This is a genomic window from uncultured Mucilaginibacter sp. (assembly GCF_903893715.1).
GTDB lineage: Bacteria > Bacteroidota > Bacteroidia > Sphingobacteriales > Sphingobacteriaceae > Mucilaginibacter.
Genome location: NZ_CAITNG010000094.1, coordinates 1 through 15,366 on the forward strand (window position 1 = coordinate 1; position 15,366 = coordinate 15,366).

Genomic DNA, 15,366 nt, shown 5'->3' on the forward strand with positions numbered 1-15,366 from the left:
AATGGTGTAACCGGTGCTACTGGTGCTACTGGTATACAAGGTATAACAGGTGCTACCGGCGCTACCGGTCTGGCAGGTGTTACTGGTGCCACTGGAGCTACAGGTGCAACCGGTGCTCAAGGTATACAAGGTACACAAGGTTTGGCGGGTGCAAACGGCGCAACAGGGGCCACTGGTGCCACAGGCGCAACTGGAGCTCAAGGTATTCAAGGTTTAGCAGGCGCAACAGGTTCGACAGGTGCCACAGGCACAACTGGTGCTCAAGGTATTCAAGGTTTAGCGGGCGCAACAGGTTCGACAGGTGCCACAGGTGCAACGGGTTCTATAGGTGCGACAGGTTTGGCAGGCGCCACAGGTTCGACAGGTGCCACGGGTTCTACAGGAGCGACAGGCTTAGCAGGAGCGACCGGAGCAACAGGTGCTACCGGTTCTAACGGTGCAACCGGTGCGCAAGGTATTACAGGTTCTACCCGTGCAACAGGAGCTACTGGTGCAACAGGAGCTACTGGACCAAACTTTACCTTAACCACAACAGGCTCAAGTGGGGCGGCAACTTATAGCAGTGGTACTTTAAATATCCCACAATATGGCGGTGGCATACCTTATACCGGTGCTACAGGTGCGGTAAATTTAGGCGCTTACGACCTTACCGTGCATGGCGTAACCGTTGGTTTAGGCGCAGGGGCGCAGACAAACAACGTAGCACTCGGCGTACAAGCGCTTGGCAGCAACAGCAGCGGTTTTTTAAGTACCGCTGTCGGGTCTTCCACTTTATCATTTAATACAACCGGGGCCCGTAATACAGCAATTGGAGCAAGTACGTTAAGTGCAAATACAACCGGGGCCTTTAATACAGCGGTCGGAACCACTGCGTTAAATTCAAATACAACAGCCAGTTTCAACACTGCCACAGGCTTTGGGGCACTGGCGGCAAACACCACAGGAAGCAGCAACGTTGCTACCGGTGGTACCGCATTGGCTAGTAACACCATAGGTAATAACAACACAGCCAGTGGACAAGGCTCGATGAATTCAAACACAACGGGTAATACCAATACAGCGAGTGGCGTAAATTCATTGGTTGCAAACACAACCGGGAGCGACAATACCGGTATTGGCAACTCAGCTTTATATTCAAATACAACCGGCTCCCAAAATACAGCAATAGGGGCGAGCGCCAATGTTGGAACTAGTAATTTATCTAATGCCACGGCAATTGGTTTTGGGGCCACCGTTAACGCAACCAATACCATACAATTAGGTAATGGATTTGTAACTAACGTAAAAACGAGCGGTACAGTTACTGCAGGCGCGGTTACCTATCCAAATACGGATGGTACCAGCGGCCAGGTGTTAACTACCAACGGCAGCGGTACGCCTACATGGCAACCGGTAGTAGCCACCGGCGTACCTTACACCGGTGCTACCGGCGCGGTCAATTTAGGTGCTCACGATTTGACGGTGAATGGTTTAACAATAGGATTGGGCAATGGCCAAAACGCTCAAAATACAGCCCTCGGTTCTTTTGTTTTGTCAAATAATTTAACAGGTGGTGCCAATACCGCAGCCGGATTCCAGGCGTTGTATTCAAATACAACCGGGCAATATAACACAGCAATCGGTAATGGCGTAATGAGTTCAAACACAACCGGCGGTTTTAATACTGCGTTTGGGTCCCAAGCGTTACAAACAAATACTACAGGGGGCTTTAATACGGCATTGGGCACCTTAGCCGATGTGGCAACAAGTGCATTAAGCAACGCCACCGCAATTGGTTACGGTGCCAAAGTAGCGGCAAACAATACCATACAATTGGGTAATACATCGGTAACCAATGTTAGCACCAGCGGTACCATAACCGCGGGCGCGGTTACTTACCCAAATACAGATGGCACCAGCGGCCAGGTTTTAACTACCAATGGCAGCGGTACGCCCACATGGGCACCAACGCAAAGCAACACCAACCTTACTATGGGCACTATTACTACCGCTGGCGCAATTTCAGCCGGAGCTACTATGCAAGTTTACAACGTTACCGATGGCGTTAACGTGACTCTTCCATTAGCAGTTGCCAGTACAAAAGGCCAAGTCATTTATCTGTTCGATGGTTCTACCACTTTAGCTGGTGGTATCGGCATATCAAGACAAGGCAGTGATAAGATAAATGATACGATTACGGGCAACTTTGGACAAACTTCGGAGACCGGACTTATCTTCTTTAAACTAATGAGCGATGGCGCGGGGCATTGGTTCAGGTTCTAAATGGTACAGCCTGTGGTCGGTGTTATCCGCACCACAGGCTTTTTGTATCCCCCGCTGTTCGATTCCCCCTGTCTCGTCCTAAAAAAGTTTACAGTTTTTAGATTAATCCTGTAATAGGTTTACAGGTTGATTTGTGTCCTGAAATACGTTTACAATTTTACGGTTTTTATCATAATAGTTTTTCCATAGTTTATCTGTTTTTAGATTGTTTTCGTGAACGGCTGTAGGGGTTAACATTCCAATACTTAAATGAGGCCTTTGATCATTATATAAAGCGACAGCTCTGTCTAATTTCGTTTTGGCTTCTTTAATATCATTGACCTGATAGTGTTTTAGATATTCGTTTTTAAGGATTCCGTTGACTTTTTCGGCTACTGCATTTTCTAACGGATCGCCATTCTCGGTCATGCTGATCTGGATGCTTTTATCCTGCAATAGCTTTACATAATCAGCGGCACAATATTGCACACCCCGGTCTGAGTGATGGATCAATGGTTTGAGGTTCTTTCCGGCTACACCTTTTAATGCCATTTTTAAAGCTTTTATGGTTTCTATACTTTCCAATGTTTCAGCAACATGATAGCCTACGATCTTATGTGAATAGACATCAGTAATAAAACTAACATAGGCGTGTCGCCCACCAATCTTCCAATAAGTTATATCGCTTACCCATAACTCGTTTACATTATTAAACTCTTTCTCCCTGATCAGATTGGGCCATTTCTTTAGCCAGTGATTTGAAAAAGTGGTGACCGCATACCTGCGTCTTTTCTTAATAAGCAAGCCGTTTGCAGCTAACAGGTCAAATAATGCGTCTCTACCCATCTTGATCCCGTGTTCGAGTAAAAAGGGCTGGAGCAATTCGTATAGTTTCCTGCCACCCATGCATCGGTGTTGTTTACGAATTTGCAATACCTGCGCTATAACAAGGCGTTCTTCTAAGTTCACAGCTTCCTGATGCCAAAAGTGCTGATAATAGGCCTGACGCGTGATACCAAGTAACCGACAGAGCCGAACAAGGCTTACCTTGCCGTAACTGTCTTTCATCTCATGGATTACCTGGTAACCTACTTTTTTCTGATAGGTATGTTCAGTTCCTTTTCAGCAATATCGATCATCCTTTTATAGGCATCTGAACGTAATTGTTCATCTTCCAGTAAGCGTTCTAATTCCTTTACACGGCTTTCGAGCGTTTGGTCTGATGGTGATATTCTTTTAGTGGTTTTCTTTGTAGCCAAAGTGAATTGGTTTTTGATATCCAAATATGCCACTTTCTGGTAAATATCCACATAGCCTAATTGCTTTAGCCAAGTTTGAATCGCACTGCGATATTTGATATTATACTTCGCCAATAAACTGGTTTTGGCCACACCTGTACGTAAATATTCATCACATACTTTTCGCTTAAAAGCCTCATTAAAAATTTGTGCAGGGAGGCGCCCAGGTTTTGTCTTTGTTTCTTTCATTTTAGTTTACTTTACGTAAACCTATTTTAGGACAAGACACTACCTCAAATCCAACTTCACATCAGTCATCAACCTGCCCACCGGGTAGCGGTTACCCTCCTTCTCGTGGTAGGGCGAGTTTTGGTAAATAAACTCCAGTTGCGCGTTGGCGCTTTTAATAAAGTTGGGGTCTTTGGCGCTTTGCTCGTCCATTTTCTTTTTCAGTTCCGGGTCTTTTTTCAGCAGGTCCGCGGCAATATCCTCAAACACATAGTCCGAAAAATGCTCCTTCTCCGTTAACATCGAATCAAAAAAGTTCCACGCAAAAAACGAGTCCACGCCCTGCGGTTCCAGCGTCTCCACAATATAGCGGTTAATGGCCTGGTTGGTGTACACCACGTAATCGCCGGCGTAAAATTTAATGGGCATATCGGTAGGTTTTAGCTGCACGTTGCTATGCAGGTAATGGCCTTCGTAAGGGCGTGTGGGCGTGCGCATATCGCCGATATAATACATCTGCAGGTTCAGCGTGGTATCGTGGCTTAGCTGTTTCATGGCCACCTTGTTCAGCTTAAACAGCTCAATCACCTTGCTCCAGGCCTGTGGTATCACATAGGCCACCGGTTTATCTGCCGTAGCGCTAACCACGTAATTGTTATAATAGCGGATGGTATGTGTGTAGGGCTTGCTGCGGTCGTAATACAAACGGGGCAGGCCGCTCACTTCGCTGGGCTTATGCGCGGCGGCAAAACCTTTAAAGGTGATGGTATCAAAAGTCGTCGGGTCAAGCCGCCAGTTCAGCGCGAAAGTTTTCTGTTGTTTTACCTGCTCATCGGCATCATGCTGCAGGTTGCGGATAAGCGCCGCGTCGCGCTCGCAAATATCAAAAAGGTTTTGCATAAAGTCGTAAGTGGCATACACCCGCGGGGCAAAAGGTTTTAACATATGCGTTTCGGTAACATAGCTGATGATGTTATGCTGAACCGTATACCCGGTGGAGTAGCGCGGCGTTTCCAAATACCCCACAATGCCCGAATCCAAACTGCCGCCGCGCATGCTTTCTACATAAGGCGTCATTTCATACCCGCTCTTTTTCATGCGTTTGTACAGCTCAGGGCTTAGCGTATTGCTGGTATATTTAGCCAGTATAGGGTTTTGTTTATCCTTTTGGGTCTCGATGAGCGTCATCACATATTGGTAATCGGCACCGTCGCTGGTATGGTTGTCCACAAAAACCTGCGGCTGCCAGGTATTGAGTATCTGCATAAAAGCAAGGGCATTGCGGCTGTCGGCCTTAATAAAATCGCGGTTCAAATCCAGATTGCGGTAATTCCCGCGGAAGCCATAAGCCTCGGGCCCGTTTTGCGTAATGCGCGAAAGGCCGCGGTTCATACAACCATCAATATTATAAACCGCCACCATACAAATGACTAAGTTTTTCGGCAGACTGTTCTTTTTCAGCATATCGCGCACCAGCATCATACTGGCATCAATACCTTCCGGCTCGCCCGGGTGTATGCCGTTATTGATGAGCACAACCGTTTTATGCTGCTTTTTGATCTGCTCCGGATTAAACACCTTATCCCGCGAAAGCACAATGAGGGTAAGCGGTTTGCCGATATCCGTCATGCCGTAGTTAATGAGCTTCACCTGATCCTTCCCTTTCACCAGTTTTTGGTAATAGCTGATGACTTCGGCATAAGTAGCCGTATAGTTTTTGTCTTTATGTAGTTCGAATGGCGTAAGTTGCGCAAAGGCGGTTTGTATGCCAAAGCATAGCAGCAAAAAGGCGGTTATTTTTTTCATGTGATTGGAGGGCAGTTTTTACAAATATAAGTTTTTCAACCATTCCTTGTCATTTCGAACGATAGAGAGAAATCTTCGCAAAGCGGACTCCGCAAGCTGGTGTAGTCCGCGAAGTTTTCTCCTCGTACCTCGTTCGAAATGACAGTTTTTAATGTGAAAATGTGTGAAATCCCCCTATATTTGGCGCAAATTTAACACCATGAGTTTTAGGACCGAACACGATACCATGGGCGAGGTACAGGTACCTGCCGACAAGTACTGGGGCGCGCAAACAGAACGCTCGCGCAATAACTTTAAAATTGGCCCCGAGGCATCCATGCCAAAGGAGATCATCGCCGCTTTTGCTTATTTAAAGAAAGCCGCCGCCTACACCAATACCGATTGCGGTGTACTCCCCGCCGAAAAACGCGACCAGATTGCCGCCGTTTGCGATGAGATACTGGCAGGTGGCTTGGCATCCGAGTTCCCCCTGGTGATATGGCAAACCGGTTCGGGCACACAATCAAACATGAACGTGAACGAGGTAATTGCCAACCGCGCACACGTGGTAGCGGGCAATAAACTGGGCGAAGGTAAAACCTTTATCCACCCGAACGATGACGTGAACAAATCGCAATCATCCAACGATACTTACCCAACGGCCATGCACATCGCGGCCTACAAAATGGTGGTGGAAACAACCATCCCCGGCATCGAAAAACTGCGCGATACACTAAAAGCAAAGTCCGAAGCGTTTAAATCGGTAGTAAAAATCGGCCGTACCCACCTGATGGACGCCACACCTTTAACACTCGGACAAGAGTTCTCCGGCTATGTATCCCAACTCGACCATGGTTTAAAAGCTTTAAGAAATACCCTCGACCACCTAAGCGAGCTTGCCCTTGGCGGGACGGCTGTAGGTACCGGCATCAATACCCCCAAAGGTTACGATGTAAAGGTAGCCGAGTACATTGCCAAATTTACCGGCATCCCTTTCCGCACTGCGGATAACAAATTTGAGGCCCTGGCCGCGCACGATGCCATCGTAGAAACACATGGCGCGCTAAAACAGATCGCGGTGTCCTTAATGAAAATAGCTAACGATATCCGCATGCTGGCCTCAGGTCCGCGCTCGGGCATCGGCGAAATACATATTCCGGATAATGAGCCTGGTTCGTCCATCATGCCGGGCAAGGTTAACCCTACCCAAAACGAAGCCGTAACCATGGTTGCCGCGCAGGTAATGGGTAATGATGTTACCATCTCTATCGCCGGTTCCAACGGCCACTACGAGCTGAACGTGTTCAAACCGGTAATGGCCGCCAACTTTTTACAATCGGCCCGCCTGATAGGTGACGCTTGCGTATCCTTTAACGACCATTGCGCCGTTGGCATCGAGCCCAACTACGAAGGCATCAAAAAACACCTCGAAAACTCGCTGATGCTGGTAACCGCGCTTAACCCGCATATCGGTTATGAAAACGCCGCCAAAATCGCCAAAAAGGCCCTGAAGGAAAACCTTTCCCTACGCCAGGCAGCAGTAGGCTTAGGCCTCCTCACCAATGAGCAGTTCGACGAGTGGGTAAAACCCGAAGATATGATAGGCGGTTTGAAATAAGGGCCCCAACACAACTAACCAGCCCCTCCCAACCCTCCCCGGAAGGGAGGGCTTTTGATTACCGTAATGCAGAAACTTTTTACACTTTTAGTGATGAATTTTAAAAAAGCTTTCTGCTTTAAGCTTTCCGCTTTAAGCTTCCAAAAAGCTTTCTGCTTTTTGCTTTTAGCTTTATGCTCCTTTTCCTGTTCCTTCAACCCATCCCTGCAAGGCAAAGGCGAAGCCGCCATACAAGGCACCTGGCAGCAGGACTCGCTCGCCAACAGCAAACAACTCGTCAATTATGCGCTGTACGGTTTCCGTTTCAGCTGCGATTCTGTTTTTATCCGTATGGAGAACTTTAGCAAAGTAAATTACGGTGCCGATACCTGTATGCGCAATGGCCACTGGTTCGAATATGCCCGCGCCACCTACACGCAAAGTCACGATACCCTGCGCATTAACGGCTACTATTGCAACGCCGACTATACCTTGAAAGTTACTGCAGGTTGTTTTAACACAGGCCCCTATGCCGAGAGTTTCAAGATCAGCCCCAAAGGCGATTCTGTATTGCAACTACAGCCGCTGTCGGGCACTTTGCCGTTTAAACTAAAATTGATAAAAAGAACAAGCTGTGTACCCAAACCCTTATAAGTTTTTATGAAGATACTCATGGTTTGCCTTGGCAATATATGCCGCTCGCCGCTGGCGCACGGGGTAATGGAACAATTGGTAAAAGAGCGCGGCCTCGATTGGCAGGTCGACTCGGCCGGTACCGGTAACTGGCACATCGGTCAGGGTCCCGACCGCCGCTCCACCCGCGAAGCCCTGAAACATGGTATCGATATCAGCAATCAAATATGCCGCCAGTTCCGCATTCGCGATTTTGATGATTTCGACCTCATCGTGGTGATGGACCGCAGCAACCGCACCGACGTATTAAACCTTGCCCGCAACGAGCAGGACAAAGCCAAAGTAATCATGCTCCTCGGCGACAAAGAAGTCCCCGACCCATATCACGATGATACCCAGTTCGCGCCGGTGTTTAATTTGGTGGAGCAGGGATGTAAAGACCTGTTGGCTAAATATATCGGTAGTTAAGCTTTTCAGGATTTATAGTATTCCTCCCGCGTCAGCTTAAAAAATGACAACTCCTGGTCATGCCTGAAAACATGCTCGCCCTGCACCAGCCCGGCTTTCAACAACACATTTTGCGAAGGGGTATTACGATGTGTAGTTACCGCGAATATTTCGGCAAGGCCTGCCTTTTCAAAACCATATACCACCAAAGCTTTTGATAGTTCTGTGGCAATGCCCTTTCCGTGATGCGCCAGGTGCAGCACATAGCCCAATTCGGCTTTATGCGGCTCGTCGGCAACATATTTTAAAAGCGCCAGGCCTATAAAATCCCCGTTAAGGGCATCAACAATGGCCCAGCGTGTCAGCTTGATGCCTTGCAAATAATCGGCAATGGTTTCGCGGAACACTTCGCGCATTTGGTCCACGGTACGTTTGGGCAGGTCGGCGTTAATGCGTTGGTCGGTCAACAGGCCAATCAACAATTCCTCTTCTTCCGGTAAAAATTCGCGGATAATAACGCGTGGGGTGCTGGTAATAACGGGCATATTTCAAAAATACGCAAATAATCGCTATATTTGCGCTCCCCAAAGTTGAATGTTTTGTTACGTATACTGTCTATCATATTAGGTTCAATTCTCGGCGGCTTCATGCTGTTTAACGGCACGTATGAGTTGCTGACCGGCGAATACTTCGGCTCATTTATACCTCGGCCCTGGGTTGATATGGTAAGCAGCTTTGGTATTAGCGCATTTGCGCTCGGTCCGTTTTTTCTGGTTTATGGTGGCGCATGGCTATACTTTGTATCTTTATTATGGAAAAGGGAACCCAGTGCATTTCTCATTGGCTTAGCCGTTTGCGTACTCACGCTATGGTATTTTCCATTTGGTACTTCCATAGCTTTTATTGTTTTTTGCCTGCTCATGAGCAATAAAAAGCCAAGCGGCTTATTGCATTCATCCAAATACTAGTAAATACTTACCTTTGCCGAATGGCATCCATCAAACCATCCACCCCGCGGGGAACACGTGATTTTTCGCCCACCGAAATGGCGAAGCGCAATTATATTTTCGATACCATAAAAGGGGTATTCCGCAAATACGGCTACCAGCAAATTGAAACGCCGGCTATGGAAAACCTGTCCACCCTGATGGGCAAATATGGCGATGAAGGCGATAAACTGATATTTAAGATACTAAACAGCGGCGATTACTTATCCGGCATAAGCGAAGAAAAACTCGCAACCCGCAACCCGCAACTCATCACTCAAGAGATCTCCGAAAAAGCACTCCGCTACGACCTCACCGTGCCCTTCGCGCGCTACGTGGTGATGCACCAAAACGAAATTACCTTCCCCTTCAAACGCTTCCAGGTACAGCCCGTATGGCGCGCCGACAGGCCGCAAAAAGGCCGTTACCGCGAGTTTTACCAATGCGATGCCGATGTAGTTGGTTCCGATTCGTTACTAAACGAGGCCGAGTTTGTATTGATTTACGATGAAGCGTTGAGTGCCCTCGGATTGGATGATTTTACCATAAAAATCAATAATAGAAAAATACTATCCGGAATTGCAGAAGTTATAGACAAAGCTGATGACATCATCGACCTCACCGTAGCTATTGATAAGCTGGACAAAATTGGCTTGGATGGTGTGATAAAAGAACTGCTTGAAAAAGGCTTTACCGAACACGATATTGAGAAATTGCGCCCGGTTATTTTACTGCAAGGCAGCAACGAAGAAAAGTTGGATAGCCTTCGCAAAGCTTTGAAACATTCGGAAATTGGCTTGAAGGGTTGCGATGAAATTGAAGAAATTTTCAACTACCTGAAACACCTGCACGAAACAAAAGCTACCCTCGAACTGGATATTACCCTGGCCCGCGGACTCAATTATTATACAGGCGCTATATTCGAAGTGAAGACCAACCAGGCAGCCATGGGCAGTATTGGCGGCGGCGGGCGTTACGACGACCTCACCGGCATGTTCGGGCTAAAAGGCATTACAGGTTGCGGTATTTCCTTCGGTGCCGACAGGATATACGACGTACTGGAAGAACTGAAACTATTCCCCGAAACAGCGGTGCAAACCACCCAGGTGTTGATTTGCTGCTTCGACAAACATGGTGAAAAATATGCCCTGCCCTTTTTGCAGGAACTGCGCGGCCGCAACATCAGTGCCGAGCTTTACCCCGCAGGTGCCAAAATGAAAAAGCAACTGGATTACGCCAATAACAAGCAAATACCTTACGTAGTAGTAATTGGCAGCGATGAAATGGAAAGCGGACTGCTCACCCTCAAAAACATGCACACCGGCGATCAGGAGAAACTATCTACCGAGATGATTGTGGCCATGTTGGTTGCGTAAAAAGTCAAAAGTCTCAAACAAAAAACCCCGACAATATTTGCCGGGGTTTTTTATTGGTAAATGCTTTACCTTATTATTTTACGGCTATGCCGCCATATACGTTATTAAAGGTTCCGCCTTGTGGGTCGATGCCCGATATGCGCAGGTTACCGTCTTTTGTTTTGGCAATAGCGCCGTCAATATCGGCCGAGCTGTTAACGGCTACATAATTGATGCTGGTAATCACCGAACCGGTTTCTATGCCCAGTTCATCAAACATTTTACCTGCACGCACCTGCGTAACCACCACGCCCGATTTTACACCGAACTTGGCTTTTTGGCTGGCGCTCAATGGCTGGAAGCTGGCGCCTAATTTATTGTATATCTCTTCGGCGGTTTTGGTACTTACCAAAGCTTTTGGAGCGCTCTCACCTTTTAAAGTTACTTCGTAATTTTTCTCGCTTCCGCCACGCAATACGGTCAGGTTGATTTTGTCGCCGGGGGTTAACCTACCCACAGTTTCCTGCAGATCCGACGATTCGGTGATGGTCTTACCGTTCACTTTGGTGATAATGTCGCCTTGTTTAATACCGGCTTGTTCGGCGCCACCGCCTTCAACCAATTGGTCAACATATAAACCATTGGTATTGGCATCAATTTTTAATTCTTGCGCCAAATCCGGGTTCAGTTCGCGGAAGCTAACACCTACAAAAGCGCGTTTTACGGTTCCGTATTTTTGAATATCGTTCAACACCTTTTTAGCCAGATTAACCGGGATGGCAAAGCCATAACCTTCGTACGAACCTGTTTGCGATGCGATGGCTGCATTAATGCCGATCAGCTCGCCTTTGGTGTTTACCAATGCACCACCGCTGTTACCGGGGTTAATAGCCGCGTCAGTTTGTATAAACGATTCTATAGCTTTATTGGCTATTGGCGCTGTTTGTTGTTGCTGCCTGCGCATATTGCCAAAAGGACTTGCATCGCCGCTGTCATCGTTGTTTTCGCTGCCGATAATGCCGATTTGACGACCTTTGGCGCTGATGATACCGGCTGTTACGGTTGATGTTAAGTTAAAAGGGTTACCTACGGCCAATACCCATTCGCCAACACGGGCGTTATCGCTGTTGCCCAATTTTACAATAGGCAGGTTAGTGGCGTTGATTTTGATGAGGGCCAAATCCGTATTAGGGTCGGTGCCGATTACCTTGGCCAGGTAAGTGTGCTTGTCGTTGGTGGTGATTTCGATTTTGTCGGCTTTGTCCACTACGTGGTTATTGGTTACAATATAACCATCGGGCGAAATGATCACTCCCGAACCCGACGCGCGTTGCGGGCCTTGCGGGCGCATACGCTGACCGAACATTTGGCCAAACATTTGCTCCATTTGGTCTTGCTGGCCGTTATCGGCTGCGGCATAAGTGGTACGGATGTACACTACAGCCGGGGTTACAATAGCCGCGGCTTCGGTAAAGTCGAGGTCGCCTGTGCTCGATGCCATTACGGGCGGCAAGTGGTTACTGGCGAAATACACTTTCTGCTGGTCTTCGAACGACATGGGGTTTACGTTCTTTTCAAAAATTTTATAACCGCCAATGGCTATTGCGCCACCGATAATCGCGGTCAATACGGTCAATCCAAAATTTTTCATATTCATAGTCTTTTTCTCCTGTTCTTTTGCTATCTCAAAAATAATACCATATAGACGAATTTGTCAATACTTAATTACCCCGGGTTTTGTTAAAAAATGTTAAAATGTTAAAAACTGCCTTTTTGCAGCCTATGCGCATTGACTCACCCCAACTGCGCTACGCTGGTTGACCCTCTCTCCGTTTCGCGGAAAGAGGGTACGAAAATGGGCTTAACCCTCTTTCCGCCGCAGGCGAAGAGAGGGTGGTCAAGCGTAGCGAAGACCGGGTGAGTCGATATTTTACCCTTAAATTACGGCATTTAACATTAAAGATACTAATATTGCAGCGTGAAAACAAAGTTTTACAAATACCAGGGCGCGGGCAACGATTTTGTGTTGGTGGATAACCGTCCCGATAGCTATCGGGACTATTTCGACCATCAAAACCCCGACCGCATAGCCAAAATATGCGACCGCCGCTTTGGCGTGGGTGCCGATGGCATGATGTTTTTGCAAAGCCACGAAGGCTTTGATTTCGAAATGGTATACTACAACGCCGATGGCCGCCCCAGCAGCATGTGCGGCAATGGCGGGCGCTGTATAGTTGCTTTCGCGAAGATGTTAGGCGTGATTGACACCGAAACTAACTTTTTGGCGGTTGATGGTCCGCATTATGCCAAAATTGCAGAAAGCGGCGACTGGGTAAGCCTGCAGATGATAAACGTTGACCACATTACCCGCGACGGCGAGGCCTACGTACTCAACACCGGCTCGCCGCATTACGTAGCCCTCACTACCGGCCTTGCCAATAAAGACGTATACCACGATGGCCATGCCATACGCAATAACCCCACTTATAAAGCCCAAGGCATCAACGTAAACTTTGTGGAACCCGATGCCGACGGCTATTTTGTGCGCACCTTTGAGCGCGGGGTCGAAAACGAAACCTACGCCTGCGGGACCGGCGTTACCGCCGTAGCCCTCGCCATGGCGCAACATAACCAACAAACAGGGCATATAGTTACACCGATAAATGTATTAGGCGGCAACCTGTCCATCTGCTTCAACTACGATGGTGCCCGGTTTACCGATATCTATCTGGAAGGCCCGGCTGTGAAGGTGTTTGAGGGGGTTTTGGAGGTCTGAGGGGGTGATTATTTAAAATATTCAACATAGTCTTTAAATACATATAACTTGCCTCTTTGGGCTCCGGTTACTTCTACAAGTATTTCAAGTGCTTCTAAATCTCCTAAAAGTTTATAACCTGTTGCAGTAGACAGCCCTGTAATCTCAGCTATTTTTTGTCCCTGAATTACAGGTCTTTGGTATAAATGATGCATTATTTTTTGAGCATTTACAGCCCTGCTACCCAATAATTGAAGTTTAGTATCAACTTGTTTTTGCAATTGAAGAATACCATCAAATGTTTTAATACTGCTTTTTGCTGTTTCAATAACTCCCACCAAAAAAAACTTAAACCATTGATTTAAATTTCCTTTTTCTCTTACCAACATTAAGTTATCATAATAAAGGCTTCTATTTCTTTCTAAAAAGTCTGAAAGGTATAGAATGGGTTTTTTCAAAATATTTTTACTTACCAAATAAAGCGTTATCATTAATCTTCCTACCCGGCCGTTCCCATCTAAAAAGGGGTGTACCGTTTCGAATTGATAATGAAGCAGAGCAATTTTTAGTAGTTCAGGAAATTTGTTTAACTCATCGTTTGCAAATTTCTCCATGTCCGACATCAATTCGGGTATCGATGTGTGAACAGGTGGGATAAAAGTCGCATCACTTATAGATGCACCGCCGATCCAATTTTGGCTCGTCCTAAAGTTTCCTGGCTGTTTATGCTCCCCCCGTACTCCTTGTAGCAGTATTTTATGGGTCTCTCTTATTAGTCGTGAGGAAAAAGGAAGATCGTCAAGTAGAGAGATCGCCGTATTCATTGCTTGAATATAGTTTTGTACTTCTTCCCAATCGTCTCTCTTCTCTTGCGAAATTTCCTCTCTGTCTAAAAATGCTTCTTCAACGTTAGTATGAGTCCCTTCTATCTTACTGGATTGTGTGGCTTCTTTAGCGATGTGCATACTAATGAAAAGTTCAATATTGGGTATATACTCTGAATACATATCAAGTCTGCCCAGTTGTCTATCAGCCTGACCTAACAGGTTTATCACTTCCATATCATCAAGCTGCCACTCCTTATTAATAAAGTTTGGCTGAAAACTTTTGTAGTAACCCTGATTAATATAAACACCCGATTTAAATGTTTTCATGTGGTTATAATTAAAACAAAGGTAATGCTTATTTTAGATTTTTGCTAAAAACTAAAATAGTGGGCATTATTATTTTAGATTTTTGCTAAAAACTAAAATAAGAGAGCGGCTAATTTTAATTTTCAAATTTAGTTTTGAAATATTTGAAGCCCGCTATTTGTAGCTTTGTATATGGCAGATGTACACAGCAAGGCGGTTAGAAGTTACAACATGTCGCGGATTAAGGGTAAGAATACCAAACCCGAAATGCTGGTGCGCAGGTTTCTGCACATTCTAAAAGTTCACCTATATCCGATTGACTAATCTATTTAAGTCCAATATCTTTATTGGATGTCGGACAATCTACTCATATTCATTATGTCGGAACAGCCGACCCAATGCCCCATTTGCCTCACCCGCACAGATTTAGTTGCTGATTTTGCGCATACGAATTTTAAAGGAAAGATAGAAGAATGTTTAAATTGGGAGTGCAAATACCTATTTATTGAGCAAGAAGACTTAGATTAGTGTTTCTAAACCCAACGAATGAAAGAAGGCCAAACCCTATGGACTAAAGAGCAGTGCATTTTAGCAGTTAATCTGTACTCCAAAATACCATTTGGGAAAATGCACAGTACAAATCCAGATGTTATCGAACTTGCGGTTTTAATTGGCAGAACGCCGGGTGCAGTGGTTCGCAAATTGGGCAACCTTGCAAGTTTTGACGAGAATTTAAGAAAGAGAGGTGTTGGCGGACTTCCTAATCATAGCAAAATTGACAAAGAAGTTTGGGATGAGTATATGCAAGATTGGGATGGACAATTTATTGAAAGTGAAAAATTGCTTGCTCAAAAAAAGAACACTACTGTTGAGCGATTATACAATGCAGATTTAGATAACATTGCGGAAACCGAGGGCAGGCAAACGCAGCGCTAAGTGAATGTTAGATTAAATCAATCCATTTTCAG

15 protein-coding genes are annotated in these 15,366 nt (G+C 46.2%); 9 read left to right on the forward strand and 6 right to left on the reverse strand.

Features of this window, described 5'->3' with window-relative positions:
• On the forward strand, positions 1-2,262 hold a 2,262-nt coding region (locus QZX97_RS10475), incomplete at its 5' end, for a hypothetical protein (RefSeq protein ID WP_295664641.1).
• Positions 2,263-2,364: 102 nt separating this feature from the next.
• Here QZX97_RS10475 and QZX97_RS10480 read toward each other — a convergent pair.
• The 3 genes from QZX97_RS10480 to QZX97_RS10490 are packed head-to-tail and all read right to left on the reverse strand — an operon-like array spanning position 2,365 to position 5,513.
• Positions 2,365-3,309 carry an IS3 family transposase gene (locus QZX97_RS10480; RefSeq protein ID WP_295664642.1) on the reverse strand — a complete coding sequence of 315 codons (945 nt, stop codon included), beginning with the start codon at positions 3,307-3,309 and terminating at the stop codon, positions 2,365-2,367.
• Positions 3,310-3,329: 20 nt separating this feature from the next.
• The gene (locus QZX97_RS10485; RefSeq protein WP_295649981.1) at positions 3,330-3,728 is read right to left on the reverse strand and encodes a hypothetical protein; all 399 of its coding nucleotides are present in this window, start codon (positions 3,726-3,728) and stop codon (positions 3,330-3,332) included.
• A 39-nt stretch (positions 3,729-3,767) separates the two neighbouring features.
• Complete coding sequence (locus tag QZX97_RS10490) at positions 3,768-5,513, reverse strand: M14 family zinc carboxypeptidase (protein WP_295649979.1); 1,746 nt, start codon at positions 5,511-5,513, stop codon at positions 3,768-3,770.
• A 199-nt stretch (positions 5,514-5,712) separates the two neighbouring features.
• Here QZX97_RS10490 and fumC point away from each other — a divergent pair, with 199 nt between their 5' ends.
• The 3 genes from fumC (at position 5,713) to QZX97_RS10505 (ending at position 8,190) form a co-directional block, all read left to right on the forward strand.
• Positions 5,713-7,110 (forward strand): class II fumarate hydratase, encoded by a 1,398-nt coding sequence (gene fumC / locus QZX97_RS10495; protein ID WP_295649975.1) that lies wholly within the window; start codon positions 5,713-5,715, stop codon positions 7,108-7,110.
• Positions 7,111-7,203: 93 nt separating this feature from the next.
• Positions 7,204-7,743, forward strand: a complete 540-nt coding sequence (locus QZX97_RS10500) for a fumarate hydratase (protein ID WP_295649972.1) — start codon at positions 7,204-7,206, stop codon at positions 7,741-7,743.
• A gap of 6 nt (positions 7,744-7,749) precedes the next feature.
• Positions 7,750-8,190 (forward strand): low molecular weight protein-tyrosine-phosphatase, encoded by a 441-nt coding sequence (locus QZX97_RS10505; protein ID WP_295649969.1) that lies wholly within the window; start codon positions 7,750-7,752, stop codon positions 8,188-8,190.
• Between the two features lie 5 nt (positions 8,191-8,195).
• Here the strand turns inward: QZX97_RS10505 and QZX97_RS10510 are convergent, their stop codons facing one another.
• Complete coding sequence (locus QZX97_RS10510) at positions 8,196-8,714, reverse strand: GNAT family N-acetyltransferase (protein ID WP_295649966.1); 519 nt, start codon at positions 8,712-8,714, stop codon at positions 8,196-8,198.
• A gap of 54 nt (positions 8,715-8,768) precedes the next feature.
• On the opposite strand from QZX97_RS10510, the gene QZX97_RS10515 reads away from it, so the two are divergent.
• A complete protein-coding gene (locus QZX97_RS10515) occupies positions 8,769-9,137 on the forward strand; it encodes a hypothetical protein (RefSeq protein ID WP_295664643.1) in 369 nt (122 codons plus the stop codon).
• Between the two features lie 20 nt (positions 9,138-9,157).
• Positions 9,158-10,531, forward strand: coding sequence for a histidine--tRNA ligase (gene hisS, locus QZX97_RS10520; RefSeq protein WP_295649962.1), 1,374 nt, complete (start codon positions 9,158-9,160; stop codon positions 10,529-10,531).
• Positions 10,532-10,604: 73 nt separating this feature from the next.
• On the opposite strand, the gene QZX97_RS10525 is transcribed toward hisS, so the two are convergent.
• Entirely contained in the window at positions 10,605-12,161 is a 1,557-nt protein-coding gene (locus QZX97_RS10525) for a trypsin-like peptidase domain-containing protein (protein WP_295649985.1), read from the reverse strand.
• Positions 12,162-12,488: 327 nt separating this feature from the next.
• Between QZX97_RS10525 and dapF the strand changes: the two genes are divergently transcribed.
• Complete coding sequence (gene dapF, locus QZX97_RS10530) at positions 12,489-13,286, forward strand: diaminopimelate epimerase (protein ID WP_295649959.1); 798 nt, start codon at positions 12,489-12,491, stop codon at positions 13,284-13,286.
• An 8-nt stretch (positions 13,287-13,294) separates the two neighbouring features.
• Here dapF and QZX97_RS10535 read toward each other — a convergent pair whose 3' ends face one another.
• Positions 13,295-14,419: a Fic family protein gene (locus QZX97_RS10535; protein WP_295649957.1), complete on the reverse strand. Its 1,125-nt coding sequence runs from the start codon at positions 14,417-14,419 to the stop codon at positions 13,295-13,297.
• 171 nt (positions 14,420-14,590) lie between these two features.
• Here QZX97_RS10535 and QZX97_RS10540 point away from each other — a divergent pair, with 171 nt between their 5' ends.
• Both QZX97_RS10540 and QZX97_RS10545 read left to right on the forward strand, forming a co-directional pair.
• Entirely contained in the window at positions 14,591-14,722 is a 132-nt protein-coding gene (locus QZX97_RS10540; protein WP_295649955.1) for a hypothetical protein, read from the forward strand.
• 222 nt (positions 14,723-14,944) lie between these two features.
• Positions 14,945-15,334: a hypothetical protein gene (locus tag QZX97_RS10545; protein ID WP_295649952.1), complete on the forward strand. Its 390-nt coding sequence runs from the start codon at positions 14,945-14,947 to the stop codon at positions 15,332-15,334.
• Positions 15,335-15,366 lie beyond the last annotated feature (32 nt).

Bases quoted from the DNA above. Each gene is read 5' to 3' on its own strand.
- QZX97_RS10525 (WP_295649985.1), bottom strand. From the start codon at position 12,161: ATGAAAAATTTTGGATTGACCGTATTGACCGCGATTATCGGTGGCGCA.
- hisS (WP_295649962.1), top strand. From the start codon at position 9,158: ATGGCATCCATCAAACCATCCACCCCGCGGGGAACACGTGATTTTTCG.
- QZX97_RS10500 (WP_295649972.1), top strand. From the start codon at position 7,204: ATGAATTTTAAAAAAGCTTTCTGCTTTAAGCTTTCCGCTTTAAGCTTC.
- QZX97_RS10485 (WP_295649981.1), bottom strand. From the start codon at position 3,728: ATGAAAGAAACAAAGACAAAACCTGGGCGCCTCCCTGCACAAATTTTT.
- QZX97_RS10510 (WP_295649966.1), bottom strand. From the start codon at position 8,714: ATGCCCGTTATTACCAGCACCCCACGCGTTATTATCCGCGAATTTTTA.
- QZX97_RS10490 (WP_295649979.1), bottom strand. From the start codon at position 5,513: ATGAAAAAAATAACCGCCTTTTTGCTGCTATGCTTTGGCATACAAACC.
- QZX97_RS10535 (WP_295649957.1), bottom strand. From the start codon at position 14,419: ATGAAAACATTTAAATCGGGTGTTTATATTAATCAGGGTTACTACAAA.
- QZX97_RS10540 (WP_295649955.1), top strand. From the start codon at position 14,591: ATGGCAGATGTACACAGCAAGGCGGTTAGAAGTTACAACATGTCGCGG.
- QZX97_RS10480 (WP_295664642.1), bottom strand. From the start codon at position 3,309: ATGAAAGACAGTTACGGCAAGGTAAGCCTTGTTCGGCTCTGTCGGTTA.
- fumC (WP_295649975.1), top strand. From the start codon at position 5,713: ATGAGTTTTAGGACCGAACACGATACCATGGGCGAGGTACAGGTACCT.
- QZX97_RS10505 (WP_295649969.1), top strand. From the start codon at position 7,750: ATGAAGATACTCATGGTTTGCCTTGGCAATATATGCCGCTCGCCGCTG.
- QZX97_RS10545 (WP_295649952.1), top strand. From the start codon at position 14,945: ATGAAAGAAGGCCAAACCCTATGGACTAAAGAGCAGTGCATTTTAGCA.